Here is a 24,757-nt window from a genome sequence, read left to right as displayed (position 1 = left end):
ATCAACCTCGGAGGTAAGACGTGACTAGCGCAATTGTCAGCAACGAAACAGCACCCCTCGACCGCGGACGGGTCGCGGTCGACATCCCGATGGGGTGGTATCAGGTCGGCTGGGCCGACGAGATCGAGCCAGGTGGCATCAAGCCGGTCGTCGCCTTCGGAGAGGACTACATCCTCTTCCGCAAGGAGGACGGTGAGATCCACATGATGACGGCGTACTGCGGCCATATGGGCGCTCATCTCGGGTATGGCGGAGTCGTCGAGGACGGGTGCGTCGTGTGTCCGTACCACGGGTGGAAGTGGAACGAGTCGGGCAAAGTCGTCGACATTCCGTACAGCAAGCGGGTCAACCCGAGCCGACGGTTGGGCACTCTGCCGGTGAAGATCGTCAGCGGTCTGATCTTCGCGTGGTACCACCCGTCAGGCGGCGAGCCCACATGGGCGGACCCGATGCCGGCGATCGCCGAACACGGACATCCCGAGTACTACCCGATCTGGCCACACCTGTCCCGGGTCGAGGAGATGAACGGCCACCCGCAGTACGTCGTCGAGAACCAGGTCGACGCCGCACACTTCGTGCACGTGCACAAGTGGAGCGAGTACCCGCAGATTGACGACTACGGGCCGGACGGCCACTGCTTCACCTCCCTTACGCGGGCGAAACTGAAGACGAAGCGCGGCACAGTCACTCAGCACGTCGAGGTCAAGGCATGGGGCGTCGGCATTGTGATCTCCCGGCATCGGTTCGAGTTCCCTGGAGAGGAGACGTCGCACGAGAAGGGTGGACTTGGTGAGGTCACGACGATCTGCACCACGCCGACAAGTCCCGGTCGGGCGGAACTGCGCATGACGGCTTGGATCCCTCGCGAGGAGGGGGATGAGGACGTCCCGAGTGGACGGGCGGCCGCGATGCTCCGTGCCTCGCACCGCGAGGTCTACGAGCGGGACTGGCAGATCTGGGACCACCTGAGGTACAGCGACAAGCCTGCGTACGCCCGCGAGGAGGCTCGCGCCTTCGCCGAGGTCCGGCAGTGGACCGAGCAGTATTACGATTGGCAGGAGCGATGAGCGCCGTGACGTTGCCCGAGGCCGAGCTGAGGTCCCGACTCCGCGCGTTCGTCGACGACCATCTCATTCCGGCCGAGCCAGAGCTCAATAGACTCGATGCAAGTTGGCATCGATCTCCGCTGTTACACGATCTGCAGGCGAAGGCCAAGGCCGAGGGGCTCTGGGCCCTGGGTCACCCGGCGGAGATAGGGGGCGGTGGACTCGACTTTCTGCCGTACGCGCGGCTCAATGAAACGATTGGTCGTTCGGACTGGGGGCAGCGAGTCTTCGGGACCGCCACACTTCAGGACGCCCTGATGCTGCAACGTTTCGCCAACCCCGAGCTACGGGATCGTTGGTTACCACCCCTGGTCGCGGGAGAAATCCATCCCTCAGTAGGTTTGACCGAGCCCGACGTGGCGGGGTCGGACCCGAGGCTGATGCAGACAAGTGCAGTGCGTGACGGCGACGACTGGATCATCAGTGGACGCAAGTGGTTCACGACCCACGCCAACCGAGCCGCCTTCACCACCGTCTTCTGTCGGACCGGGGGCACCGCAGACACGCCCGAGTTCAGCGCGATCCTGGTACCAACGGATACGCCCGGATACACCGTCGTCCGCGTGCTGGAGACCATGGGAAAGACTTCCGGGGGTCACAGCGAGATCTTGCTAGACGGCGTGCGAGTCCCCCACGAGAACGTCGTGGGAGAGACGGGGCACGGTCTACGGATCGCCCAGGCTCGGCTGGGCCCGGGACGAATCTTCCACTGCATGCGGTGGCTCGGTCAGGCCGAGCGCGCCTTCGAGCTCATGTGCGAGCGCGCTCAGACGAGATTCGCGCACGGGAGCCTGCTGGCCGACAAAGGTGAGGTGCAGCGCCACATCGCTGAGTCGGCGATCGAGCTCCAGTCCGCACGACTGCTCGTCCTCGACGCCGCGCGGGTCCTCGATACAGGAGCAAAGGCCCGCGTCGAGATCTCGATGGCGAAGGTCGCCGCAGCCCACATGTTCCACAACGTGGTCGACCGGGCGATCCAGGTCTTTGGTGCCGCTGGCGTCACCTCAGACCTGCCGCTCGACCGGATGTATCGAGAGGCCCGCTTCGGCAGGATCCTCGATGGCGCGGACGAGGTCCACCGCATGGTGATCAGCCGCCATCTGTTGCGTGACTACGACGGCCAGGCGCCGTGGATGCAATCCCTGGATGCCCGGACGGGGCACCTGGACGAAACGAAGGAGAACTTGCCATGAGTGGACTCGAAGGATCTGTTGCTTTCATCACCGGTGCGGCGCAGGGGATCGGTGCGGTCACCGCGCTTCGCCTTGCGCGTGACGGAGCGAAGATCGCCGTCGTTGACCTCGAGGAGGCTGCTACGAAGGCGACGGTGCGGGCCATCGAGGAAGCAGGCGGCTCAGCCATCGGGGTCGCGTGCGACGTGTCGGACGACGGTGCCGTGCTGGCGGCTGTCGAGAAGACCGTCGAAGAGCTGGGCGGTCTGGACATCGTCGTTAGCAATGCGGGTGTCACTCGCGACAACCTGCTTCACAAGATGACCGACGAGGACTGGAACCTCGTGATCGACATCCACCTCAAGGGTTCATTCCACGTGGCACGCGCAGCGCAAGCGCATATGGTCCCGAACAAGCGCGGGAAGATGGTTTTTCTCAGCAGCACGTCGGCTCTGGGCAAGCGAGGACAGACCAACTACTCCACCGCGAAGGCAGGCCTGCAGGGTATGGCCAAGACCCTGGCGACCGAGCTGGGCAAATTCAATATCAACGTCAATGCCGTGGCGCCCGGCTTCGTCGACACGGCCATGACCGAGGCGACCGCGGCGCGGGTCGGGATGTCGTTCGAGGATTACAAAGCCCAAATCGTCTCGCAGATTCCGCTCGGGCGTACCGGCCGTCCCGAGGACGTCGCGAACGTCATCGCGTTCCTCGTCAGCGAGGATGCGTCCTACGTCACCGGACAGGTCATCTACGTCGCCGGCGGCCCCCGTGCGTAACCGGATGCCCCCCTCAACCTCGACCGCGCCCGCATCGCGATGACCTCGCCCACGTCAGCCGCGCCGATCCGGGTCGGCGTGGCCTCCGGTGATGTCGTGCTCGAAGGTGACCGTCGCGGCTCCGTGGACGACCCGACGATCGTGTTCCTTCATGGGGGCGGTCAGACACGTCACTCGTGGGATGTGTCTGCCACCCGGCTGTGCTCCGACAGCTGGTCAACCTTGAATGTCGATCTACGTGGCCACGGCAGCAGTCGATGGTCGGCATCGCGGTCCTATGGTCTTGATCATTTCGCGGCGGACATCGATGCGATCGTCGACTCCTTGACGTCACCACCCGTATTGGTGGGTGCGTCCCTTGGAGGTGCCGCAGCACTCGCCAGTCTGGGTCAGCGGCCACTCTCGGCGCGGGGGCTGGTGCTAGTCGACGTCTCACCATTCGTCCAGTCGAGCGGTGCTGATCGGATCCGCGACTTCATGACCTCTCACGCTGGGGGTTTCGCGTCCTTGGACGAGGCCGCCGACGCCGTGGCCGCCTACCTTCCCCACCGACCCCGTCCTCGGAACTCCGAAGGGCTGCGTAAGAATCTTCGCCAGCGAGGCAATCGCTGGCACTGGCACTGGGACCCAGCCTTCCTGTCGTCTGCCTTCGATCAGCCGGTGCATCGCGACCGGCTGATCGATCCGGCACGCCTCGGTGCTGCGGCAGCCACGCTGCGCATCCCGACCATGCTGATCCGGGGAGGAAAGTCGGATGTCCTCGATCGGGAGGACGTCAGGAGATTCTTGCGCGTCGTGCCCCACACCGAGTACGTCGAGATCGCCGACGCCCACCACATGGTCGCTGGCGATGACAACTCAGTGTTCGACACCGTCCTGAGCGACTTCCTCCAACGGCGTATCCACCGCTGAACCATTCCCCCATCACCACACGTTCTGCTATCAGGAGACTTCGCCATGCTGAATTTCGCGCTCAGTGACGAGCAGCGCGCCATGAGGGACTCTGTCCGTGCGTTCCTCGAGAAAGAGATCATCCCTCACGAGCCGCAGGTTCTCAGCAACGAACGTGCCGGCCGTCCAGGCATGGAGGACGAGCAGATCAGGGACCTGCAGCTGAAGGCGCGGCGTTCGGGCTTCTGGGGCATCGCCACGCCCGCGGAGTACGGCGGAGCCGACCTCGGACCGGTGATGACCGCGATCGTCACTATGGAGAACGGACGGACCTTCGTACCATTTCGGTTCGGCGGATCGGCTGACAATATCCTGTTCGAGGGCACCGACGACCAGAAGGCCGAGTACCTCGTCCCCACAATCGAGGGCGAGCGCCGATCGTGCTTCGCGTTGAGCGAGCCTGACGCCGGTTCTGACGCCCGAAGGATCAGAGCCCGTGCAGTCCCGGACGGTGACGACTGGGTCATCCACGGCGAAAAGACGTTCATCACGAACGGTCACCGGGCGGACTTCGCCATCGTCTTCGCTAACACCCCAGAGACCGCGACAGCTCAAGCCGGCGTGACCTGTTTCTTGGTCGACCGGTCGCACGGCTGGACCTCTCACCCCATCCCGACGATGGGCGACATGAACGCGGCGGGTCTATCGTTCGACGCCGTCCGAGTGCCCAGCCGCAACGTCCTGGGATCGGTGGGCCGCGGGTTCGAGCTCGCCATGCAGTGGATCGGGCGTGGCCGGTGGGTCATCCCCGCCCGCGCAGTCGGCGCTTCGGAGCGCATGCTGGAGATGGCTGTCAGCTACGCCAACACGCGCCGCACGTTCGGTCAACCGATTGCCGAGTATCAGGCGATCCAGTGGATGATCGCAGATTCCCATGTCGAGATTGAGTCAGCGAAGTGGTTGACCTTGTACGCCGCGTGGCGTGAGGAAAATGGGATCGACGGTCGCCACGCGTCGTCGGTCGCCAAGCTTCATGGCTCGACTATCGCCAACGAGGTGGCTGATCGGGTCATGCAGATCCATGGCGGCATGGGATACACAAAGGAGCTGCCGATCGAGCGTTGGTACCGCGAGCTCCGCGTCATGCGGATCTATGAGGGAACTGACGAGATCCAGCGGCGGACAATCGCGAAGAACCTCCTGTCGGGACAGGTCCGACTCTCGGACATCGGTGGCGTGCTGCGATAGGCGGCACCTCGAACGATCGGAATAATCCATGAACTTCGACCTGACCGCGGACCAGCTTGATCTCAAGCTCGCCGTCCGAGACCTCGCCCGGCGGTTCACCGACGAGTATTGGTCGGACTGCGACGAATCGAAAGAGTTTCCCTGGGACTTCTATCGGGCGTTCGCCGATGCCGGCTGGCTTGGGATCGCCATCCCTGAGGAATACGGCGGGGGCGGACTGGGTGTGCTCGAAGCGTCACTCCTCCTCGAGGAGATCGCAGCCTCCGGTGCCGGCATGAACGGGTGCAGCACGATGCACCTGACGATCTTCGGACTGAACACCATCGTCAAGCACGGAAGTGAGGAGCTGCGTCAAGAGGTGCTCCCCCGCGCTGTCGACGGTTCACTCCACGTGTGCTTTGGGGTCACCGAGCCCAACGCAGGCACGGACACGACGCGGATCTCGACCTTCGCCCGCCGGGACGGCGATGGCTATCGGATCAATGGACGGAAGGTCTGGATTACGAAGGCCGGACAGTCCCAGAAGATGGTGCTGATCGCGCGGACTGTCGAACGATCACCGGAACGCCCAACCGATGGCATGTCGTTGTTCCTGATCGACATCGAATGCGACGAGGTGCAGCTTCGGGCCATCCCGAAACTGGGACGAAACGCGGTCCAGTCCTACGAGGTCTTCATCGACGATCTCTGGGTGCCAGAATCGGCTCGCATTGGTGTGGAGGGCCAAGGATTCCGCTACCTGCTAGACGGTTTGAACCCTGAGCGGATCCTGCTCGCCCACGAAGCCCTCGGCATTGGCCGGGCGGCCCTCGACAAGGCCGTGCGCTACGCAAAGGATCGAACGGTGTTCGACCGGCCAATCGGTCAGAACCAGGGGATCGCGTTCCCCCTCGCCGAAGCAGTGACACGACTGGACGCTGCGGAGCTGATGGCTCGAAACGCGGCCTCGCGATACGACGCCGGCCAGCCGTGCGGACGCGTGGCCAACATGGCCAAGTGGCTCTGTGGTGAGGCGGGTTTCTTCGCCGCGGACCGGGCGCTCCAGACCCTCGGAGGCATGGGATACGCGAAGGAGTACCACGTCGAGCGTTATTTCCGGGAGTCGCGCCTCCTTCGGATCGCGCCAATAAGTCAGGAGATGGTTCTCAACTACGTGTCGGAGCACGTCCTGGGACTGCCGAAGTCTTACTGACCGATCGGCTGCCCGCGCCCGCGAGCGGCCATGTGTGAAAGGACTCTCAATGGCCCTGTCAAGCCGCAACCGCGGCACCCGGCGCCTCGGGCTGCCAGGTGCGGTTGTCGCGGATGAGGGCGTAGAGAACGTCCATCCCGGGCCTCGGTTGTGGCTTCGCCGCCGCGGTAGACCGACGAGGCCTGCAAGACCGAACGGTCAGACAGATACCGCACCGTCTGCCGCGTGCACGAGAACGGTCAACAGCAAGGTTGTCGAGAGCGCTCACCTGCGTGATCGCAGCTTCGCTATTGTCGAATCGTCGCGAAAGCATGACCTCAATCGATGCGTCGAGGATGCACATCCCGTGGTGTTCTTTACCGACGTCGACACCTGCCCCCAGTTGCGAATCGGTCATCGAACTACCCATTTCGCTTGTGTTCCAGCATGTTTCCGATGGATGCCCCCGCTGGCACATTCTTGAACAAGCGATCATTCGCAGATCTCAATCAGCCCGAGGTGTGCAGATGGATCGGGCGGCCAGTCGTTTCAAGCCACGCCCGAAGGTCGGCAACAAGCATGTCGGCCTCACCCGACCCACCCGCGTCACAGCCCAACGAGCTCTCACGAAGTAACTGCAACTACGAACTTAAGGACAGACATGAGAGTGTTCCATAGCATCGACGAGCTCGTGCCGGCAGTGGGAACTGAGCTCGGCACGAGCGACTGGCTCATGGTGGATCAGGAGCGTGTCGACACCTTCGCGGATGCGACGGGAGATCATCAGTGGATCCATGTCGACCCCCAACGAGCTGCAGAAGGCCCGTTTGGCGGAACGATCGCGCACGGCTACCTGACGCTGTCCCTGCTACCACCGTTGCTGCGGCAGGTGTACAGAGTCGAGGGCGGGTCGATGACCGTGAACTACGGGTTAAACCGCGTGCGCTTCTCATCGCCCCTCAGGGTGGGTTCGCGCATCCGCGGCACCGCGCGGCTGGCTTCGGCGACGTCGGTCAGTAATGGCCTCGCCGTACAGGTCGAACTGGAGGTGACAATCGAGGTGGAAGGTGTGGAGAAGCCTGCCTGCGTGGCGACGTCGGTGATCCGTTACTTCGCCTGAGGCCGTCGGCGTCAGAAGACTTGGATCTCGATCCGTCCTTGCCTCGGAGGTCCGGGCTGGTCGGTCCGAGATCCCTTACGAGAGTCAGCGGGGCCATACGGCAGACTCGTCGCCGGTAGCGGCGGACAGGTGAGCGCTCAAGCCCCCTAGAAATCGAGACCTGAAGAAAGATCGTGCCTCTGCCCGTCCGCCGGGAGAACGGAATCGCTGATGGGATGTCGTGCCACGCATTGGAGGCGTTCGACGATCTCGACGTCCGTCGATATGCCCTCGAGTTGCTCGGTGCGGCCCCGACCCTGCCTCCGCGGCCCGACTGGCACGCGGTCAGATCACCGCGGTGCTGCGCAAGGCTCCCGCCGCGACATCGAGACCAAGGCCGATCGGATCCAGGCTGCGCAGCGCGGCGAGCACCTGGGCCGGGCGGTGGCGATCACCACCGCGTATGCGGCCACCACCCGCGCCGCCGTCGCCGTGTTGAACACTCTCAATCACGAGATCACGGCGTTGCAAGGAGGATCGATGTGCATTGTGGTCGGCACCGAAAATGCTGAGGTCATCTTGTCCCAGCCGGCGATGGGATCGTTACTCGGTCCCGGGTGCTCGGCAAATCCGGTGACGACCGGAACCGCTACGTCACCGCCAAGGCGCGCAACTATGCCGGGACCAGTCCGATCACCCGGGCTTCCGAAAAGAAGAAGGTCGTCGTGGCCCGGTTCGTCCACAATGATCGGCCCAACGATGCCCTGAACTCACGGGCGTTCTCGGCGCTGCAAGCTTCCCTCTGTGCACGCGCCCGCTACGACAAAACGCGCCCGCGGTCTCGATCACGGCCCTGCCTTACGGCAGCTCACCAACCGACTTGTCGGCATCTTGCACGGATGCCTCAAGACCCGCATCTGCTAATGCAACGCGGTTTTCACCTCGACGAGGGCTTGGATCAACTCAAGTGGCACTTCATCATTACTGGCCTGTGCGGCGTTTGTCTCGTTCGCTCCCGCAGAGGTGTTCGGCTCGCAGTGCGATCGGGACCATGGTCAGCGAGCGGAGACTGCATGCTTCTACCGCACACTATGACGCGACGTCGGAGTCAACCCGGCGCGAGAGCACCGGGCACGTGTCGGACTACGACTTGACCCTGACGCGACGTCAGCGTGTGCAGTGATTGCATGAGAATCATTGCCGTCGCCTATCTAGGCTCCCACTTCCTATCCCTGTTGGGTAACGGTGTCGTCGCTGTCGCACTGCCACTGGTCGTGCTCCAGATCACCGGCAGTCCACTCAGCATGGGTGTAATCTCCGCGGCGACAGCAATTCCTGCGGTCGCGATCGGCCTTATCGCAGGCCTCGTGATTGACCGCTGGAACAGGCGCAACATTTCCGTCCTTTCCGATGTCATTTCCGCAGCCGCGGTAGCGGCGCTCCCCGTGGTTGATGCGATCTGGGGTCTTGAACTGTGGTGGTTCATCGTTCTCGGTATCATCGGCGCGTTCGGAGACGTGCCTGGTGGTACGGCACGAGAAGTGCTCGTCCCAGCCGTGTCTCAGCGCAGCGGCGTGCCGCTGGAGCGCCTGGTCGGGGTTCGGCAGACCCTGACCTCCGCAGCGTTCATCATCGGCCCCGCACTCGCAGGGTCGCTCGTGGCGCTCTTAGGCCCCAGCACTGTCTTTTTCGTCACTGCAGGACTCTCCGCTAGTGCAGCTATCCTTACCCGCTTCGTGCCACGCTCAGCGGGGGTCGTCATCCCAGACCCAATGATCCTGGAGACGCCGTGGCAGCAAATCATCGGTGGCGTCAAGGTGCTTCGACACAGCCGGTTCCTCATCGCGACGGTCGTACTCATCATCGGTCTCACCACCGTCGGCGGCGGCCTCCAGGGACTCGTCCTACCGTTGCACTTCTCGATCCTCGGTCGACCGGAGGTCCTCGGCCTCGTCCTAACGACCATGGCCGCGGGCATGCTCGCCGGGGCACTCGTCTTCTCCGTCCTTGGTACACGAGTGACGCGGAGGGTTTGGCTCACAATCGGATTCACGCTTCTGACCGCCGGGTTTATCGGCATGTCGACTCTGGCATCCCTGCCCGTCATCTTCGGGTCCGCGCTCTGTGTTGGCGTCAGCAACGCGATGCTCGGTGGCGTTCTCGGTGTGCTTCAGGTGGAGAAGACCCCCGACCGTGCGCGCGGCCGGGTACTCGCGCTGCAGAACACCGCACTGCAACTCGCAACTCCTGTCGGGATCGGTGGAGCCGGGATCATCGCCGAGATGTCCTCGCCCGCGGCGGCAGGTCTCGCCGTGACTGCGGTATGGGTGCTCGCACTCATCATCGTGCTCGCCACGCGGTCGTTGCATAACCTGGAACGTGAGGAGGCACTTCAGGATGCGTAGTAACGAACTCGCGAAACTCGCCGGCGTCACTGTGCGTACCCTCCGGCACTATCACCAGATCGGACTCCTCGAAGAGCCCGAACGTGCAGGCAACGGGTACCGCGACTACACCGTGAAGCATCTCGCGACCGTGCTCCGTATCGTGAGCTTCACGAGCCTCGGCATTGCCCTCTCCGAGGTTCAACGGGCCCTCGATGACGCTACTGCTGGGACCGAGCTGCTCGATCGCATCGATCAGCAGGCAGCCGACGAGATCGAACGCCTTACCGCCAGGCGCCGAATCATTGCGGAACTCAAGAGTAACGGCGCAGCTCCCGACCTACCCGCAGCCCTAATCCCCTACGTGGGTTTTCTCGGGTCCCGTGGGAACAACACGCCGGAGAATGAACGCTATGAGCGCGAGCAGATCGCACTGGTGAAGCACTTCAGCGAGGACGCAGGGATGCCGTGGCTGGTGACCGCGTTCGAGAACCTCACCGACTCGTGCGCCCGGTATGTGGAACTCATGGACCAGTTCGAGAGCCTGCCGCCTGATGTGCCCGCTGAACAACGACAACCGTTGGTCGATGAAATGGTCGCGCTTCTGCGCTCGGCAGTCCCGCTCGAAGACATCCCCGCACTCGGGACAGAAGCAACCATCCTTCTGCTCGAGCACCAGGACAGCCACTACAACGCATCCCAAAAACTCGTCTGGGCACAGGTGCTCAGAAACCTGGTCGGCCTCGATGTCGAGGCAGCTCAGGGGTTCTGAGCCATGAAGAATTTCTCCTCGATAGCGCACACAGGTATAGACCCCTATTAGCCTCGATCCTTCTCGAGTCCCGCGCGCCGGCCTGGAGGGCTTTCGAATTGGATGTGGAGACCGTGGATGCGGTGTGCGGCGACGGCCAGCCGCCCGACACGGTCGGGTGGCGTCGGGGTCCACAACTCCGAGGGAAATTTCCTTTCGTCTCGAGCGGACAGATCGGAGCAGGTCATACAGGTGCAGGCAGTGCTGCGAGTCGGTTCAGGTCGGCAACGAGGACATCGACCTCGGAAGCTGTGGCGGCCAGCCGCAGCCGAACCCGGCGGGCGTGGCGGACGACCCGACCGGCGATGGACAGCAACCGTAGCCGCAGTCGCTTCGGTTCCCACCTGCGTGCCGCGACTCGGTCAACGCGAGCACGCATCCACGCGACCAGTTCACACGCGAGTTGCACGAGCGCCAACCAGATCCGGTTCTGATCGAAACCGTGCAGTGGAAGATTCTGCAAACCGGTGATTTTCGCCGCCCGGATCCGGTCCTCGCAGCGGGCCCGACGCCGCAACTCCAGGTCCGGCAGCTGACCACCAGGGGTGTTGGTCACGAACGCGGTCGGTCGCAGCCCGTCGCGGTCGGTGAACCGCAACTGCGCCCCGGGATGCGGGCGCTCCTTCCCCGGCGACCACCCGCATGCCTTTCGGCCAGCTCGACAGATCGAGCAGGTCGGTGATCTCGGTGACCCAGGCACCCTCGCGGACCTGTCCGTCGGCGTCGTAGGCGGGGGTCCACGCCTGCTCGGGGACCAGGTCGATCGCCTCGGCGTGGGAGTCGGTCAACCCGAACCCGACCGAATAGGACAGGCGTCGCTTGGTCAGATACTCGATCAACGCGTGGGTGCCGCCGGCCCCCTCGGGGTACCTCCCGCTTGCGGGGGACGATCCGCACCAGCACCTTCTTCCCGACCCGGTACGCCGGGTCGAACGGCAGTTGCGCGAGTGCATCCTGCACGATCGTGACGTGGTCGGCGGCGGTGTTGGAGCCGGCGTTGCCGGGCCGCAGCAGCATCGCGACGGGTTCACCGGTGCCGCCGTCGCCGTGGTCGACGAACGCGCACAGAGGATGGAAACCTAAGCCTCGCTTGAACATCGGGACGGCGGAGTCTTTGCCGGAATGCGCGGGGACCTTCGATGGCGTCGATGTCGTGGTCCGGGGCCGACGTGCCGGCGGCGGCCCAGGCGTGGGACCGGGCGGCGGCGCGGGCCCGACCGATCACGGCGAGCGCGGTGTCGGCATCACCGGCCACGGTGGTAATCAGGCGGGAGACTGTCGGGTCGGAGGCCACCGCCCCGAAGATCTCCGGGTGTGCCCGCAGTTGTGCGATGTCGACGAGGCAGTCCCCGCCGATGGCCAGTGCCATCACGAGGTCGAGGAAAATCTTGCCGGGATCATGGTTGGCCAGCGGTTTTCGGAACGCCGCAAGGCTGTTCGACTGCGCCGTGATGAGGCCGGTTTTCTCGGCAGTGCGCAGCAGTAGGGCGGCTCCGGCGTGCGACACGATGCCGGTTCCGGTGGCGGATTCGGACACAGATGGGTAAAGGGACGTAGACTTGCTCACCTGAAGGGTGCTCCTGGATCACGCGATTGTTCAACCTTAGACAAGTCGAATTACCGCAGGTCGGAACACCTTTCTTTCTGAGCGACACAAGGGTGGAGTCGAATTGCCGTGAAAGCCCCGGGTTGGCTTGCAGCAAGAGAGTTCACTGCAAGTTAGCTCCGATCGCGTATGCCTGCGAAGCTGCTTTTGTTCGAAGACGCTCCACTGTTCTTCAACGGGTCTGGGAAGAGGCCGATCAGAACATATAAATGTTGCCGTCCTTGCAACAAACCCTCCGCGGACCAACCGTCCCAAAGGAATGCACACGCTCACGACACTGAGCTGGACCCAGACGATATAGTTGTTCGGTTCCGTACGCGGCACGGTGTGATCTTCAATGATGCATGGCACGGTTCTTAGGGCCGAAAGTGACGGAGATTGTGGAATCTGTTCGACATCGGAGCCTAGGGTAAGCTCTGACCGGTTACCCTTGTCCAGATCATGATTTCTTTTTGGGCTTGGTACAAGCTCTGAGCGTGGCATGGGTACCTGACCATTCCGAACGGCGCCGACCGCAGGGCCGGTTACGCCGCCTGGCGGCGAGCGAAACGTCCAGTTTGCCGACACACCGACGTCTCCCAGTCCGCTATGATCCGCTCACCTCGTCGCTGGTAGCATCACAGCCTTCGGCGGAACTCGGGTTCCGGGCGGTCCTCAATCGGGTTGTCAGATGGCTGGCTGAATTGAGTTCTAAAAACTATTGAAAAAAACTTTTGGTTTCCTAACATTAGAATATGGCTCGAAAAGGGACGAAATCCCGCATCGGCAATGTCATTAGAGAACTACGGAGCAAGCACGGACTGTCCCGCCACCAGCTGGCGAACCTGACCGGGACACATGCACAGACGATCGGCTCACTCGAACGCGGAGATCAGCAACCGAGCCTGGATGTGGCGATGCGCATCAGCGCCGCGCTCGACCGGCCCGTACAGGACGTGTTCTTCTGGACCGAATCTCCGGGTCCGCCCAGAAAACCGTAACCCCTTTCGAACTACTTCGGTGCACCTCCCTTCTGGCAACGATGGTCTCCCGAACCTCGCGTGCCCGGATCATTATCGATGCGGGACAATGACCGATAGCGCCACGTGGGGTGGCGGGCGTTGAGGCTGAATCCTCGGTGCCTACTCGTCACGGTTGATCACAGCGATAGTCTCAGTATCACCACTGGGACCCAGCCAACGCCATCGACCCCTCGGACAGGTAGCGGCGCTCGCCGGACTGTCACTCATCGTGCATGTCGGCCACGACCGCACCGACGAGTCGGATCACGACCGCCTCGTTCAGAATATGCCTACGACGCGGGCACTGCGCTTTATCTCCTTCGTTTTCCCGCTCCAACGGATTCGTCGAACAAATCATCGACCAGTGCGCCCGCGGAATGTGCTGAACGCCAGTCTCTCCGACTCCGCTTGATCCATCAACGGACCGATCTTAAGGAACCGGTCGGCCAACTGATCACGGACCTCATCCCACGTCAAGGCGGCGGTCGCGGGATCGGGCTGGGGGTCGCACACCGGTGGTGGTGATCGACGAGGCCCATCTGCTCGACAACGCGCAGTTGGAAGCGATCCGGCTGGATTCGGGGTCACCGTACGCGGCACAGTTGGTCGGGCAGCCGACGTTGCGGCACCGACTGCGGCTCGGAGTGCTCGCCACGTTGGACCAGCGGATCGCAGTGCGCTACGCGTTGGCCGGGATGAGCCCGACGGATTCGACGGACTACATCACCCATCACTGCAAAATCGCCGACAGGACAGATCCGTTGTTCCCCGACGATGCGGTCAACCTGATTTACAATGCGGCCCGCGGATATCCGCGGGCGGTGAACAACCTAGTGGTACAGGCATTGACCGCGGCGTTCGCCACGAAAGCATCCATCGTCGACGAGAAGTCCGCGTGGGTGGCCCCACCGAAAGGCCACGACTGAGTCACTAATCGTGCGGCGCCAGCACGCCGACAATGCCGTCACCATTCCGATGAAGGCCTCCCCGCGACCGCGGGAAGGGACCCTTCACATATCCGCATCATCGGCATCGACTGCGACGCCATCATCGGCACGTTCAGCGACGGACAACACACGTGCGACCATGCACCCTCGAATGGTTCTCCGCGCTAGGCAATCTCGACGTTCTCGCGACAGATCGCGTTCTGTCGGCGCGGGGGTCTCAATAGTCGACCGTCTTACCGACGGAGTGGTCGTGACGGACAGTTGGTTAGCCCCCTGAGAATGACCCCATAGCGACGGATTGGAACTGATCCCTCTCCAATACTGGAGGGGCAGAGATCCGGCGACTGCATCTCGATGAGGATTTGCCAATCAAGGTGATAGCACGGCGGATGGGAATCGCCCGCAACACCGTGGCGGGCGGCGCTGCGAGCCGACGGGCCACCGAAGCGAGACCCAGGGCCGCGGAGGTTACTGGCGGACGCGGTCGGGCCGCGGGTGCGGCAGTTGCTGGCCGAGTTCCCGCGGATGCCGGCGACGGGTGATTGCCGAACGGATCGGGCGGGAGTATTCGATGGCCACCTCAAGGACCGAATCCGTGCCATCCGGCTGGAATATGCCAGTGTCGATCCCGTCGCTCCGATGTCCTACGAGCACGGCCGGCTCACCCGGTGCGACCTTCAGCTTCACGCTATTGCAGTGCCCCCATCCACGCTGAGAGTGGCGCCCGTTATATATCGGGCCTCGTCAGACGCCAAAAACAAAAGTGCATTTGATATATCGATTGGCTCAACATAGGGAATTCGTAAAGGTGAAAGTGGGATACAGGCCTCCTCGAAGTCAGCCCTGTTTGGCGAATCAAGGTCGGGCCGGAATAGGTTGTAAGTTTCTTGATTGTGAATCAATGGCGTATTTACGGCCCCTGGATGTATAGCGTTCACGCGAATCGACTCTGGTCCGAGCTCGATGGCAAGGGTCCTGACCAGCGCTGTAAGTCCATGTTTAGCTGAGGCGTAGTGGCCAATATTGGGACTGACAATAAGACCCAGCGCCGAACTTGTCACGTGAATTGATCCGCCGCGACCGCCGGCTCGTATGTGAGGTATCGCGGCTTTACAGGTCTTCCAAACACCTGTCAGATTAATGTCGAGAACGTCGTTCCAAGTTTCCTCAGAGAGACTATCCAACGTTCCATAACTGATGATCCCAGCGTTGGCACTCACGATGTCCAGCCGTCCCAGCTTCGCGACGGATGTAGCTAGCGCCTCGTGAAGGGCGTGACTATCGCGCACATCCACCTCGTAGATGTGCGCTTCCGCACCCAGCGCTTCGATCAACGCCTGGGTCTCTTCGAGATCAGCACTTGTGCTAAGCGAATAAGGCGCTGTTTCTACGTCTGCACAGCGGTCAATGGCCACGACCTTGGCGCCCTCCTCTGCGAGTCGCAAGGCGTGTGCACGTCCCTGGCCCCGCGCTGCACCGGTCACTAAAGCAACTTTGCCCTCAACGCGTCTCATGGGTGCTCCTTTATTTGGATGTCGGACGCCAGACCGCCCTGGCCGTTGCCGAGATCGGACTCACCATAACCGACTATCGTCGATTTATGTAGCATTCATCGATGATTCTAGGTGTCAGGTCTTGCATCACCTGTCACTTCATCCACATGAGACCGCTCTTAAACTAAGTGGTCTGACCCGTTAATTCGTCGGGGGTTGTTGCCAAGCGGTCGGGTCGCCCAGATACAGGCCACAGGCGCAGTCGAGTGCGTCCTCGACCCTGCCGGCGACGTTTCCGTTGGGCAGGACCGAGTCCTGGTACTTGCCGCTGCTGCCGAGGTAGATCGCGAATCCCCACACACTGGCGGATCCGCCGTACCGCAGTCGCATCAACGGGATCTCCGACCCGTCGGCCAGCACGCCGTCGACGTAGGCGAAGTTGCTGCGGAATCGGGTGTTGATCGTGGCCAATTGCGGCCACCTGATCCGGGCCCGATCCAGCAGTTTCCAGCGCAGCGAGCTCTTCGTCGATTCCGGTGGCGTCGGCATGGGTGATGGTGCCTGATCGTCATGGCTTTCGGGGCGTCCGGCGTGTCGTTGCCTCGAGAATCGCAGTGGCCGGTGTGGTGTAAGTGACGTGAGTGATCCAAGTAGTTCTTTCTCGGATGGTGTGTCGTGGTGATGGTCACCCCGTACCAGGTGGTGTTGACGAGCAACGACCGCGAGGTGCTCGATGGGTTTGGTGCGGGCAGGGAGTACAGCGCAGAGGACGGTGCTGCGGGCGTTGATCGTGCTGATGGCCGCCGACGGCGACTCGAACGCCCACATCGCGGCCGAACTCGGTGTCTGCGTGGACACGGCCCGCAAGTGGCGGGCCCGGTTCTCTCACCGGGAAATCGGAGGACTCACCGACGCGCCGCGTTCGGGACGCCCGACAAGGTATTCCCCGTCGCAGGTCGCCGCGGTGAAGGCGTGGGCATGTCAGCTTCCCACCGAGCATGAGCTGCCCCTGTCGCGGTGGAGCGCCCCGGAGTTGGCCCGGCAGTTGTTGATCGACGGCATCAGCGCCTCGGTCACGACCGTCCGACGCTGGCTCGCACAGGACGCCCTCAAACCCTGGCAGTACCAGTCGTGGATCTTCATCCGGGACCGCAGTTCGAGACGAAGGCCGCCGTCGTCCTCGATCTCTATGCCCGCAGGTACGACGGAGTCGAGTCGGGGGCGGACGAGTACGTGAACCGACGCCTCGACGGCTTGGTCGACGAACCCAGGCCGGGTCGTCCGCCCTCGATCTTGCTGGACCGGGTCGAAGACGTGGTTACCGCGACACTGGAAACCTCCCCGGCCAATGCGACGCACTGGTCGCGTACCTCGATGGCCAAGCGCACCGGCCTGTCACCGTCGACGATCGGCCGGATCTGGCGCAAGTTCGAACTCAAACCGCATCTGACCGACGGTTTCAAGCTGTCCACGGATCCGCAGTTCGTGGACAAGGTCGTCGATGTCGTTGGCCTTTACCATAATCCCCCCGAGCGTGCCGTCGTCCTGTGCGTGGACGAGAAGAGCCAGATGCAGGCATTGAACCGTTCCCAGCCGGTGTTGCCGATGATGCCCGGCATGCCGGAACGGCGCAGTCATGACTACGCCCGCAGCGGCGTCACCAGTCTGTTCGCGGCGTTCAACATCGCCGACGGCACGGTGATCTCCGAGCTTCATCGACGTCACCGGGCCGTGGAGTTCAAGAAGTTCCTCACCGCGATCGACAAGGCCGTCCCCGACGAGTTGGACGTGCATCTCGTCTGCGACAACCTGGCCACCCACAAGACGCCTGCAGTGGGCGACTGGTTGGCAAAGCACCCACGTTTTCACGTCCACTTCACCCCGACCGGGTCCTCCTGGATCAATCAGGTCGAGCGATGGTTCGCATTCCTGACCGATCAACTACTCCGCCGTGGAGTACACAAAAGCGTTGTCGCACTGGAGAAAGACGTTCGCAACTGGATCAAGACCTGGAACGACGACCCGAAGCCGTTCGTCTGGCACAAGACCGCCGAGGAGATCCTCGATTCCCTCGCCAAATATATCTCACGAATTTCTGACGCGGGACACTAGTAGGACTTTGTTAGGTTTGCCACTTCGTGTGTGAGGGCTCGAGATTCGGCGTGATTCTCGAGACGATGACGGGGTGGATGCTGCAGCCCTGGCCGATGTCGGTGAACGTTTCGATTCGTTTGTCGAAGAGGTGTTCTCGTCCCTCAAACGCAAGGACCAACGAGCGACAGCGGGTGTGTACGCGCGGGGGTGATGCTCGACGGCCGCCGCAAGTCGATGCAGCCGATGGCGCAGCGCCTCGGTGTCGATCACCAACGCCTGCAACAGTTCGTGACCACCTCGCCATGGGATGTGGTACCGGTCCGGAAGACCCTCTCGCGTAAGGCATGCGATCTGATCGTTCCGGACGCATGGGTGATCGACGACACCGGCTTCGCCAAGGACGGGGACAGCTCGCCCGGGGTGGCACGGCAGTACTCGGGAACGTTGGTCAAGGTCGGCAACTGCCAGATCGCGGTCAGCGTGCACGCCGCCACCGATGCCGCCTCCGCGCCGTTGGATTGGCGCCTGTTCCTGCCCGAGAGCTGGGACGATCAGTCCACGACCGACCCCGAGGCGGTCGCGGCGATCACCGCTCGCCGCACGCGGTCCGCGGTACCCAAGACCGAGCATCACCGAGTCAAGTGGGAGTTGGCGCTCGAGATGATCGACGAGCTGATCGAGTGGGGACGGATTCCGCCGACGGTGGTCGCCGACGCCGGCTACGGCGACGCCACCGCGTTTCGTGAGGGCCTGACCGACCGTGGCATCGGCTACGTCGTCGCTGTCAAGGGCGCTACCACAACCTATCCCGGCGACGTCGTCCCTGAGACCGCGGCGTACACCGGGCGCGGACGCCCACCGACCCCGCGCTACCAGGATCCGCATTCGACCTGCAAGGACCTCGTCCTCGCCGCCGGAACCTCCGCCCTGCAGGACGTGACGTGGCGCCGCGGCACCAAGACCGACCCCGGCAACCCGGCCGCGGCGATGCGCTCGAGGTTCACCGCCCTGTGGGTCCGTCCGGCGAACCGTGACATCTCCCGCGGTGAGGACGGCATCCTGCCCGAGGCCTGGCTGCTGGCCGAATGGCCCACCGACGCCGACGAGCCCACCGACTAGCCAAGTTCGACGGCCACAGGCCGCGACGTTCCCCGCGCTTACGAAATTGACGGGATCACATCCTCCTTGATGTCGCGACGGATGAACTTGAGTCCGTGAGGGGTGCGGGAAATTACGTCGTTGTAGCGTCCCGTGAACACGCGCGACAGGCCCGAAACGCCATTCGAGATGTATAGGGTCAAATCCGCGGTGCCCTCTATACCTCCTGTTCGGTTCGCATAGTAACGGCTGTTGGTCACCATGTGGTGGGTCGTCCGATGCGGACGGCTAGCTGCCCACCGGCGAATTTCATTTCGGCCGTGTATCTCTGGACCCAATCCAGTGACGATACCCTCGGGTGTTATCAACTCACCCAGCGTCTCTGCAGCGCCATGATCGAGACGAAACGTCCACTCTGCCAGGAGCAGGTCCACGGCTGCGACATCTGTTGGACTTAGCCGTGTCGTCCCGGAACCGTGCTGCTGGTATTCGACCAAATGCAGATAGTCCAGACGCGGGGGGGCGTAAACATCGAGGTTCAGAGCTACACCGTCGCCTACTGCGACGCCGGTGTGCTGGGCGTTGGCGGGTATTAACAAGCCCTCGCCTGCCCCAACGCGGTACGTTTCACCCTCGACTTCAAAGTCCATCGCCCCTTCAACGATGAGCGCGAGCTGATCAAAGTCGTGAGAATGGTTTGGTTGCGCGGGCATTGCCGGGTGCATCCAATTAAAGGTCACCATACTCCGGTCGCCGCGAATGGCTGACCGTTCGTATGTGCCATCGAATAAGGATTCGCGAGGTAGGTCGGCAAAGACGAAGTGCTGCGCTGATACCACTTTAATCCTGTTCCTTGTCAACCCGGGGTGCCGCTGGCGGTTCTCGAAACTATTAGCCCCGAGCAAGTGTTTCTAAAAACAAAACTTATTACTCACACCGAAAGGCTACGGACATCGCCAAGATTTTCTCGGTGCACAGAGTGAGTAAGTGCAATGGCCTGATATGAAAAATATCAATCGTTACTCTATTGTCATATCATCGTTTGCCTCATCATGAATCAGATTCTCGATTGCGCCCAGGCCCGAAATCTCAATTCTCACCACATCTCCCGCCTGTAGGAATTGTTTGGGGCTCATCGCCCAACCCACGCCGGCAGGGGTTCCGGTGGCAATGACATCGCCCGGTTCGAGAGTGCATACCTTGCTAAGATGCTCAATAATATCATCGAGGTCGAACAAAAGATCCCGAGTGTTCCCGTCCTGACGTAGTTCTTTGTTGACCCAGGTTCGAATCCGAAGATCATGGGGATCTGCAATTTCGTCGGGTGTTGATATCCAGGGTCCAATCGGGCCATGGGTGTCCCACGACTTTCCGAGCGTCATCGTGGGGGTCGCAAGCTGCCAGTCGCGAACGCTCACATCATTGATGACGGTGTACCCACCGATCACCTCGCGAGCGCGGGATCGAGGTACGTGTCGGCATCGCCTACCGATGACGATGCCCAGCTCGCCCTCGTAGTCGAGCTGGTCTGAAGCAATCGGCCGGATAACCGGATCAAACGGTCCCGTCACACAGGTTGACTGCTTGTTGAATACGATCGGCTGCTCGGGCCTCAACATTCCAGACTCTTTGTGATGGTCATCATAATTGAGGCCGAACGCGAGAAATTTTCCCGGCCGCGTGACAGGCGAGTGCAGCGATACCTCGCCATATCGATAACGGTACCCGTCGAGTTTACGAACGCTGTCCTCGTCCAGTTTGGCTTGCGCCGCATCTGAAAGTAGATTTATCAGCGCAGTTTCCGGATCACCCCCCTGAGTAATTGCGATAATTTCATCCCCGTCTACGGCACCAAGTTGCCGAGGACCACCCTTGTGGGAGAACTGTGCCAATCTCATCTGCTTAACTCCCGTAGCGAAAGCTCGGAGGCGGGCCTTGGAAATTCCACACCTGGATGAATGATTCGAATTCATCCCCCGGGTAGATCTGGGTGGCGCGCTCGAATGGGTTGTCATTCATATTCGAGTTGATCTCGATGCGGTTGCCGGACGGGTCTTTGCAGTAGAGGAAATTGTTGGCTCCCAACCCTCCGTGTTTCCCTATGCCCCATTCACATCGATCAACGCCGAGGGAGCAAACGTTATCGGCGATTTCACCCATGTGGTTCAGGTCCTCCGCTAGGAACGCGACATGGTGCAGTTTCGTGGAGGGATCGGCAGTTGCGAGGATTGCAACGTCATGATGCTGCGGGGTGATGTGGGTCCAGGCGGCCCCCCACCCTGCCGGACTGGCAACTGCGTCGGACGTCACGAACCCAAGAGTCGTCGCAAGCCATTGAGCGTACTCTCTGACGTCCCCTGCCAAGAGGTTCACATGGTCCGTGTCAACGGGCGTAACGCCGTCTTCACGCCCTGTATTGCGTACCCCCGTTGCCCGATCGTTTGAGGCGACGACCTGCAGGTACACTCCGGTCGGCGTCACAATCCGAAGTGCTCCATTTAGCCCGGGTAGGTCGATATCGAGTCGTTCCGTCTGCACCCCACGCTGTTGCAAGGTTTGATGGAGGATTTCCAGGCCGGCTGCGCTGTCGATTCCGAAAGAGTACGACTCCAACCCCTTGCCGGTGCCCTTCGCGTCCAACCGCAGCGCAAGATCGACGTTGTTGTCGCCACCGCACGTCAGCAACGCGTGATCAGAGCTTTGGTCGATGACCTTCAGATTAAGCGCCTTCAGATACCAATCCAGTGTTTCACCGAGGTCTTTGACACGCAAGGTTGCGTACTCAAGCCGCTGCAACGGGGCCCTCCATCCCGTCGTTGCGCTGTCCGCAGCGCCAGACATCGTGTCCGTCATTGGTCTCTCCTCAGGTTGTGAGTTGGGATGTTGCAGAATTTAGTTGGTGTCGTCCGCCAACTCGGTATCGTGACCGATTTCCGGCTCACAGCAAGATGTGGTCCCGTTCGCATCCGGCCACATCACACCAAAACGGTGCGCGCTACCGTGAACTCAGCGGCGCGGGACGGCCCGATTGCCGCGGACGCAGCTTGACTGCGTTGGCTGGCATCATCTGGTCAAGCTGGTCAATAAGATCTCCGATCTCAATCAGCTTCTCGGCAGCGCCGAAGATATAGAAGTCTGGGCGATACAGAATTGCTGCCACCCCGTGCCCGGTAAAATATTTCGCGTAGAGTCCGTCGACGTCGGTGAAAGCGCCGTTCTCGCCCTCGTCGCTCACGTTGACGACGAGAACTTGCAGTCGTTCGAGTAGATCCGACTGCCGTTTGGTCAGTACAGGCTGCTCGTTTCCTGAAACAAGCAGCGTCCACCCGGTCCCGGCTACTTCATCGAATCGGTCAATGGTTTCGGCGTTCTTGATACGCCCCTGTGGTGCGAGCCGGCCGCGCAGCGCGTCGGCAACTGTACCAGTCGGCTTTGCAAGTATTCCGGCGGTCAACCATGGGAAGTCAGGTGGGGGCGGTACATCGCCGGCACGAAAAGCTTCATCACGCGCAGCTGCCAGGACAGGATCCGTAATACACGAAACGCGGCCAGCTTCGATCGACATCTGGATAATCGTCGATACGTGTGGTGCACGTTCATCTTGATAGCTATCCAGGACAGTTGTATCTGCAAGCCCGCGCAGGACGAGGTCCAAACGCCAACTCAAACCGATGGCGTCACGAACACCCGAACACATTCCCTGTCCCATGAATGGCGGCATTACGTGTGCCGCGTCGCCTATCAAGAAGAGCCTGTTTCCATCGGTCCAGCGCTCAGCCAACGCTGATCGAAAGGTGTACGTAGCGTGACGGACCAGATCCGCATTGTCAGCTGACACAGCGTAAGGGGCTAGCAGTTTCCATGCCGTCTCGGGAGCGCGCATGAGCTCGGCATCCTCTCCAGGCAACAGACAGAATTCGAACCGCCGGTGGCGCTTGCCAAGCTGGAATAGGCAGTGCGGCCGTGCCGGGTCGCAGATCTGCCCGTTGTCGAACCCGAAGCTCATGGGCATCTTGGGACGCAGATCGACAACCAGCCAGGTTTCTTCGAAACCGAAGTCGCGTTGCCCCGTTCCAATCACTCGTCTGACAAAGCTGTTGGACCCGTCAGCACCGATGACGTATCGAGCAGAGACGACGCGCTCCTCGTCTGCAAGCATCTTTTGACCCGTGGCATCCGTGCGAACGCGCCGCAACGTGACATCAACGTGGTCGTTAAACGACTGAATGCGAACGGCTTCCCAGCCCTGGTTCACTTCGACGTTGGGTTGCTCTCGGACTACGCGATCAAGCGCGGACTCGATCGTCGGCTGGTAGACGATGTAATCGGAGGGCCAGCCGGAGATACCGTCAAGGTCCCAATCGAACGACAGTAGCGGTTCCCCTTTAGCATTGCGGAATTCGTACTTGGTCGCACGCGCGGCGTCCTCTTCAACTTCACCGGCCGCCCCCACCGACTGAAAAATCCGCATAATCTCATGGTCGATATGACCGGCGCGCGCCTGCCCGAATAGTTCCGGCCAGCGTTCGAAAACCGCGACGCGGTGACCGCTCTTACCAAGAATCGCCGCCGCAGTCTGGCCGACGGGTCCATATCCAATCTGCACTATGTCGTACATGTCGGGGGGCATCGAAACTCCATTTTGTTGGGTCGAGGTGGGCTGGGCGTCCAGGATGCTCGAACTCGCAACACCTGCGGTTCATAAACCAGCATGATTGATAGTGTTTAATATGACTCCACGCGCGCCGGGTGTCAAGCGACTGCAATGATCGAGTGCGGTTGAGCCCCAACACAATTCTAAAACCAATTTATCTGAGCCTGGTGGACCTCATTACGTCGCACACCGTGTCGGTTGAACCAGCTTACGAAGATTCTCTGTGGGATTACATCGATAGCCGATACGATCTGCATGCAGATCTGGTCGATGCACTCGCACAACGCGACCGGACCAAAGCGATGCGACTGATTCGAGAGCACAGTGTCTCGCACGGCAAATCGTTGTGACCCAAGCTTTCTCTACATGCACTCAAACTTCCGACAGGAGTGATGCAAATCGTGCCCTGGTCCCGGAAAATCCCACCTCACGTAAGGGTCGCCCATCGCCGAGGATCGTCTTGATTGCTCGCCGCCCACGTAGCCCGCAACCCAACGGTTGTCCGTCCGTGAACCTGGCGGCGCCGCTACTTGCGCTAGTTCTTCTTGAGGGCTTCGATTTCCAGATCGATCGTGACCTTGTCGCCGACCATGGCACCGCCGACTTCTAGCGGCATGTCGAAATTGATTCCGAAATCTTTGCGATTCAGTACAACCGTTGCTTCGAATCCCGCAACGGTTCCGCTGCCGCCGCCCGGGTTGACGCCGTTGAACTGAACGGATAGATCGATCGACTTGGTGACGCCGTGCAGGGTGCAGTTCCCAGTGAGGATGAAGCTTTCACCTTTGGTCACAATGGAGGTGGACCGGAAGGTGGCGGTGGGGAACTTTTCGACCTCGAAGAAATCGGCGGCTCGGACGTGTTCATCCCGCTGGATGCTCCCGGTGTTTATTGACGTGACAGCGATCTCCGCTGACAGTGAGGGCGTTCCGTTCTCCGCGATCGTGATGACACCACTGAAGGTGTCAAATCTACCTCGCACCTTGCTCACCATCAGATGGCGTACCCAAAAATTTATCGAGGAGTGAACCGGGTCTATTTCCCAGGTCCCTGGGGTTAGATCGGCAACAGCGAGTGTGTTCATGAGGAAATTTTCCTTCGTTTGACGTGCCGACCAGCCCTGGCGTTGATGTTTTGGACAATCATTGGCTTCGAGATGGTCTGGGCGGACAATTGTTCGATCGGTGCGTTCTGATGGCTGGC

Annotated in this window: 20 protein-coding genes and 4 pseudogenes; 14 read left to right on the top strand and 10 right to left on the bottom strand. The window is 61.5% G+C overall.

Going from position 1 to position 24,757, the window contains the following annotated elements; translation table 11 throughout:
* Nucleotides 1–20 precede the first annotated feature (20 nt).
* The 7 genes from JQT59_RS02375 to JQT59_RS02345 all read left to right on the top strand — a co-directional run bounded on the left by JQT59_RS02375 (nucleotide 21) and on the right by JQT59_RS02345 (nucleotide 7,487).
* Nucleotides 21–1,067 (top strand): Rieske 2Fe-2S domain-containing protein, encoded by a 1,047-nt coding sequence (locus JQT59_RS02375; protein WP_213571472.1) that lies wholly within the window; start codon nucleotides 21–23, stop codon nucleotides 1,065–1,067.
* Nucleotides 1,064–2,299, top strand: a complete 1,236-nt coding sequence (locus JQT59_RS02370) for an acyl-CoA dehydrogenase family protein (RefSeq protein ID WP_213571471.1) — start codon at nucleotides 1,064–1,066, stop codon at nucleotides 2,297–2,299. Before JQT59_RS02375 ends, JQT59_RS02370 begins: the two co-directional genes overlap by 4 nt.
* The gene (gene fabG, locus JQT59_RS02365) at nucleotides 2,296–3,057 is read left to right on the top strand and encodes a 3-oxoacyl-ACP reductase FabG (protein WP_213571470.1); all 762 of its coding nucleotides are present in this window, start codon (nucleotides 2,296–2,298) and stop codon (nucleotides 3,055–3,057) included. Before JQT59_RS02370 ends, fabG begins: the two co-directional genes overlap by 4 nt.
* A gap of 123 nt (nucleotides 3,058–3,180) precedes the next feature.
* A complete protein-coding gene (locus JQT59_RS02360) occupies nucleotides 3,181–3,969 on the top strand; it encodes an alpha/beta fold hydrolase (protein ID WP_349306981.1) in 789 nt (262 codons plus the stop codon).
* 45 nt (nucleotides 3,970–4,014) lie between these two features.
* A complete protein-coding gene (locus tag JQT59_RS02355) occupies nucleotides 4,015–5,196 on the top strand; it encodes an acyl-CoA dehydrogenase family protein (protein WP_213571468.1) in 1,182 nt (393 codons plus the stop codon).
* 28 nt (nucleotides 5,197–5,224) lie between these two features.
* Nucleotides 5,225–6,388, top strand: a complete 1,164-nt coding sequence (locus tag JQT59_RS02350) for an acyl-CoA dehydrogenase family protein (protein ID WP_213571467.1) — start codon at nucleotides 5,225–5,227, stop codon at nucleotides 6,386–6,388.
* Between the two features lie 640 nt (nucleotides 6,389–7,028).
* Nucleotides 7,029–7,487, top strand: coding sequence for a MaoC family dehydratase (locus tag JQT59_RS02345; RefSeq protein WP_213571466.1), 459 nt, complete (start codon nucleotides 7,029–7,031; stop codon nucleotides 7,485–7,487).
* A 324-nt stretch (nucleotides 7,488–7,811) separates the two neighbouring features.
* On the opposite strand, the gene JQT59_RS02340 is transcribed toward JQT59_RS02345, so the two are convergent.
* Nucleotides 7,812–7,979 (bottom strand): hypothetical protein, encoded by a 168-nt coding sequence (locus JQT59_RS02340; protein WP_213571465.1) that lies wholly within the window; start codon nucleotides 7,977–7,979, stop codon nucleotides 7,812–7,814.
* A gap of 674 nt (nucleotides 7,980–8,653) precedes the next feature.
* On the opposite strand from JQT59_RS02340, the gene JQT59_RS02335 reads away from it, so the two are divergent.
* Nucleotides 8,654–9,871, top strand: coding sequence for an MFS transporter (locus JQT59_RS02335; RefSeq protein ID WP_213571464.1), 1,218 nt, complete (start codon nucleotides 8,654–8,656; stop codon nucleotides 9,869–9,871).
* A complete protein-coding gene (locus tag JQT59_RS02330; protein ID WP_213571463.1) occupies nucleotides 9,864–10,622 on the top strand; it encodes a MerR family transcriptional regulator in 759 nt (252 codons plus the stop codon). Before JQT59_RS02335 ends, JQT59_RS02330 begins: the two co-directional genes overlap by 8 nt.
* 223 nt (nucleotides 10,623–10,845) lie before the next feature.
* Here the strand turns inward: JQT59_RS02330 and JQT59_RS02325 are convergent.
* Nucleotides 10,846–12,228, bottom strand: a pseudogene (locus JQT59_RS02325) (IS1380 family transposase).
* A gap of 773 nt (nucleotides 12,229–13,001) precedes the next feature.
* Here JQT59_RS02325 and JQT59_RS02320 point away from each other — a divergent pair.
* Nucleotides 13,002–13,247 carry a helix-turn-helix transcriptional regulator gene (locus JQT59_RS02320; RefSeq protein WP_213571462.1) on the top strand — a complete coding sequence of 82 codons (246 nt, stop codon included), beginning with the start codon at nucleotides 13,002–13,004 and terminating at the stop codon, nucleotides 13,245–13,247.
* Between the two features lie 241 nt (nucleotides 13,248–13,488).
* Here JQT59_RS02320 and JQT59_RS38255 read toward each other — a convergent pair whose 3' ends face one another.
* Nucleotides 13,489–13,626, bottom strand: a complete 138-nt coding sequence (locus JQT59_RS38255) for a transposase (protein ID WP_213571461.1) — start codon at nucleotides 13,624–13,626, stop codon at nucleotides 13,489–13,491.
* Nucleotides 13,627–13,771: 145 nt separating this feature from the next.
* Between JQT59_RS38255 and JQT59_RS02310 the strand changes: the two are divergent.
* Nucleotides 13,772–14,194, top strand: a pseudogene (locus JQT59_RS02310) (ExeA family protein); the annotation flags it as partial.
* Nucleotides 14,195–14,898: 704 nt separating this feature from the next.
* Here JQT59_RS02310 and JQT59_RS02305 read toward each other — a convergent pair.
* Together JQT59_RS02305 and JQT59_RS02300 are read right to left on the bottom strand one after the other, a co-directional pair.
* A complete protein-coding gene (locus JQT59_RS02305) occupies nucleotides 14,899–15,729 on the bottom strand; it encodes a mycofactocin-coupled SDR family oxidoreductase (protein ID WP_213571460.1) in 831 nt (276 codons plus the stop codon).
* Between the two features lie 180 nt (nucleotides 15,730–15,909).
* Complete coding sequence (locus tag JQT59_RS02300; RefSeq protein ID WP_213571459.1) at nucleotides 15,910–16,257, bottom strand: hypothetical protein; 348 nt, start codon at nucleotides 16,255–16,257, stop codon at nucleotides 15,910–15,912.
* Nucleotides 16,258–16,441: 184 nt separating this feature from the next.
* Here JQT59_RS02300 and JQT59_RS38250 point away from each other — a divergent pair.
* The 3 genes and pseudogenes from JQT59_RS38250 to JQT59_RS02285 all read left to right on the top strand — a co-directional run.
* Nucleotides 16,442–16,744, top strand: a pseudogene (locus JQT59_RS38250) (helix-turn-helix domain-containing protein); the annotation flags it as partial.
* A complete protein-coding gene (locus JQT59_RS02290; protein ID WP_502939692.1) occupies nucleotides 16,726–17,820 on the top strand; it encodes an IS630 family transposase in 1,095 nt (364 codons plus the stop codon). The pseudogene JQT59_RS38250 and the gene JQT59_RS02290, both read left to right, overlap by 19 nt.
* Nucleotides 17,821–17,893: 73 nt before the next feature.
* Nucleotides 17,894–18,918, top strand: a pseudogene (locus tag JQT59_RS02285) (IS701 family transposase); the annotation flags it as partial.
* Nucleotides 18,919–18,959: 41 nt separating this feature from the next.
* On the opposite strand, the gene JQT59_RS02280 reads toward JQT59_RS02285, so the two are convergent.
* The 5 genes from JQT59_RS02280 to JQT59_RS02260 all read right to left on the bottom strand — a co-directional run bounded on the left by JQT59_RS02280 (nucleotide 18,960) and on the right by JQT59_RS02260 (nucleotide 24,638).
* On the bottom strand, nucleotides 18,960–19,739 hold the full coding sequence (locus JQT59_RS02280) for a cupin domain-containing protein (protein ID WP_213571458.1): 780 nt from the start codon (nucleotides 19,737–19,739) through the stop codon (nucleotides 18,960–18,962).
* Nucleotides 19,740–19,919: 180 nt separating this feature from the next.
* Nucleotides 19,920–20,798 (bottom strand): fumarylacetoacetate hydrolase family protein, encoded by an 879-nt coding sequence (locus JQT59_RS02275; RefSeq protein WP_213571457.1) that lies wholly within the window; start codon nucleotides 20,796–20,798, stop codon nucleotides 19,920–19,922.
* Between the two features lie 4 nt (nucleotides 20,799–20,802).
* Nucleotides 20,803–21,753 (bottom strand): VOC family protein, encoded by a 951-nt coding sequence (locus JQT59_RS02270; RefSeq protein WP_213571456.1) that lies wholly within the window; start codon nucleotides 21,751–21,753, stop codon nucleotides 20,803–20,805.
* Nucleotides 21,754–21,895: 142 nt separating this feature from the next.
* Nucleotides 21,896–23,530: a bifunctional 3-(3-hydroxy-phenyl)propionate/3-hydroxycinnamic acid hydroxylase MhpA gene (mhpA, locus tag JQT59_RS02265; RefSeq protein WP_213571455.1), complete on the bottom strand. Its 1,635-nt coding sequence runs from the start codon at nucleotides 23,528–23,530 to the stop codon at nucleotides 21,896–21,898.
* A 559-nt stretch (nucleotides 23,531–24,089) separates the two neighbouring features.
* Nucleotides 24,090–24,638 (bottom strand): YceI family protein, encoded by a 549-nt coding sequence (locus JQT59_RS02260; protein WP_213571454.1) that lies wholly within the window; start codon nucleotides 24,636–24,638, stop codon nucleotides 24,090–24,092.
* Nucleotides 24,639–24,757: the final 119 nt, after the last annotated feature.

It is taken from the genome of Rhodococcus sp. USK13 (genome assembly GCF_018343855.1).
Lineage (GTDB): Bacteria > Actinomycetota > Actinomycetes > Mycobacteriales > Mycobacteriaceae > Rhodococcus_F > Rhodococcus_F oxybenzonivorans.
Note: the sequence above shows the minus strand (reverse complement) of the source record. Positions and strands in the feature narration are given on the sequence as shown.

Bases quoted from the DNA above. Each gene is read 5' to 3' on its own strand.
- JQT59_RS02370 (WP_213571471.1), top strand. From the start codon at position 1,064: ATGAGCGCCGTGACGTTGCCCGAGGCCGAGCTGAGGTCCCGACTCCGC.
- fabG (WP_213571470.1), top strand. From the start codon at position 2,296: ATGAGTGGACTCGAAGGATCTGTTGCTTTCATCACCGGTGCGGCGCAG.
- JQT59_RS02355 (WP_213571468.1), top strand. From the start codon at position 4,015: ATGCTGAATTTCGCGCTCAGTGACGAGCAGCGCGCCATGAGGGACTCT.
- JQT59_RS02350 (WP_213571467.1), top strand. From the start codon at position 5,225: ATGAACTTCGACCTGACCGCGGACCAGCTTGATCTCAAGCTCGCCGTC.
- JQT59_RS02345 (WP_213571466.1), top strand. From the start codon at position 7,029: ATGAGAGTGTTCCATAGCATCGACGAGCTCGTGCCGGCAGTGGGAACT.
- JQT59_RS02335 (WP_213571464.1), top strand. From the start codon at position 8,654: ATGAGAATCATTGCCGTCGCCTATCTAGGCTCCCACTTCCTATCCCTG.
- JQT59_RS02330 (WP_213571463.1), top strand. From the start codon at position 9,864: ATGCGTAGTAACGAACTCGCGAAACTCGCCGGCGTCACTGTGCGTACC.
- JQT59_RS02320 (WP_213571462.1), top strand. From the start codon at position 13,002: ATGGCTCGAAAAGGGACGAAATCCCGCATCGGCAATGTCATTAGAGAA.
- JQT59_RS38255 (WP_213571461.1), bottom strand. From the start codon at position 13,626: ATGATTTGTTCGACGAATCCGTTGGAGCGGGAAAACGAAGGAGATAAA.
- JQT59_RS02305 (WP_213571460.1), bottom strand. From the start codon at position 15,729: ATGAGACGCGTTGAGGGCAAAGTTGCTTTAGTGACCGGTGCAGCGCGG.
- JQT59_RS02300 (WP_213571459.1), bottom strand. From the start codon at position 16,257: ATGCCGACGCCACCGGAATCGACGAAGAGCTCGCTGCGCTGGAAACTG.
- JQT59_RS02275 (WP_213571457.1), bottom strand. From the start codon at position 20,798: ATGAGATTGGCACAGTTCTCCCACAAGGGTGGTCCTCGGCAACTTGGT.
- JQT59_RS02270 (WP_213571456.1), bottom strand. From the start codon at position 21,753: ATGACGGACACGATGTCTGGCGCTGCGGACAGCGCAACGACGGGATGG.
- mhpA (WP_213571455.1), bottom strand. From the start codon at position 23,530: ATGCCCCCCGACATGTACGACATAGTGCAGATTGGATATGGACCCGTC.
- JQT59_RS02260 (WP_213571454.1), bottom strand. From the start codon at position 24,638: ATGAACACACTCGCTGTTGCCGATCTAACCCCAGGGACCTGGGAAATA.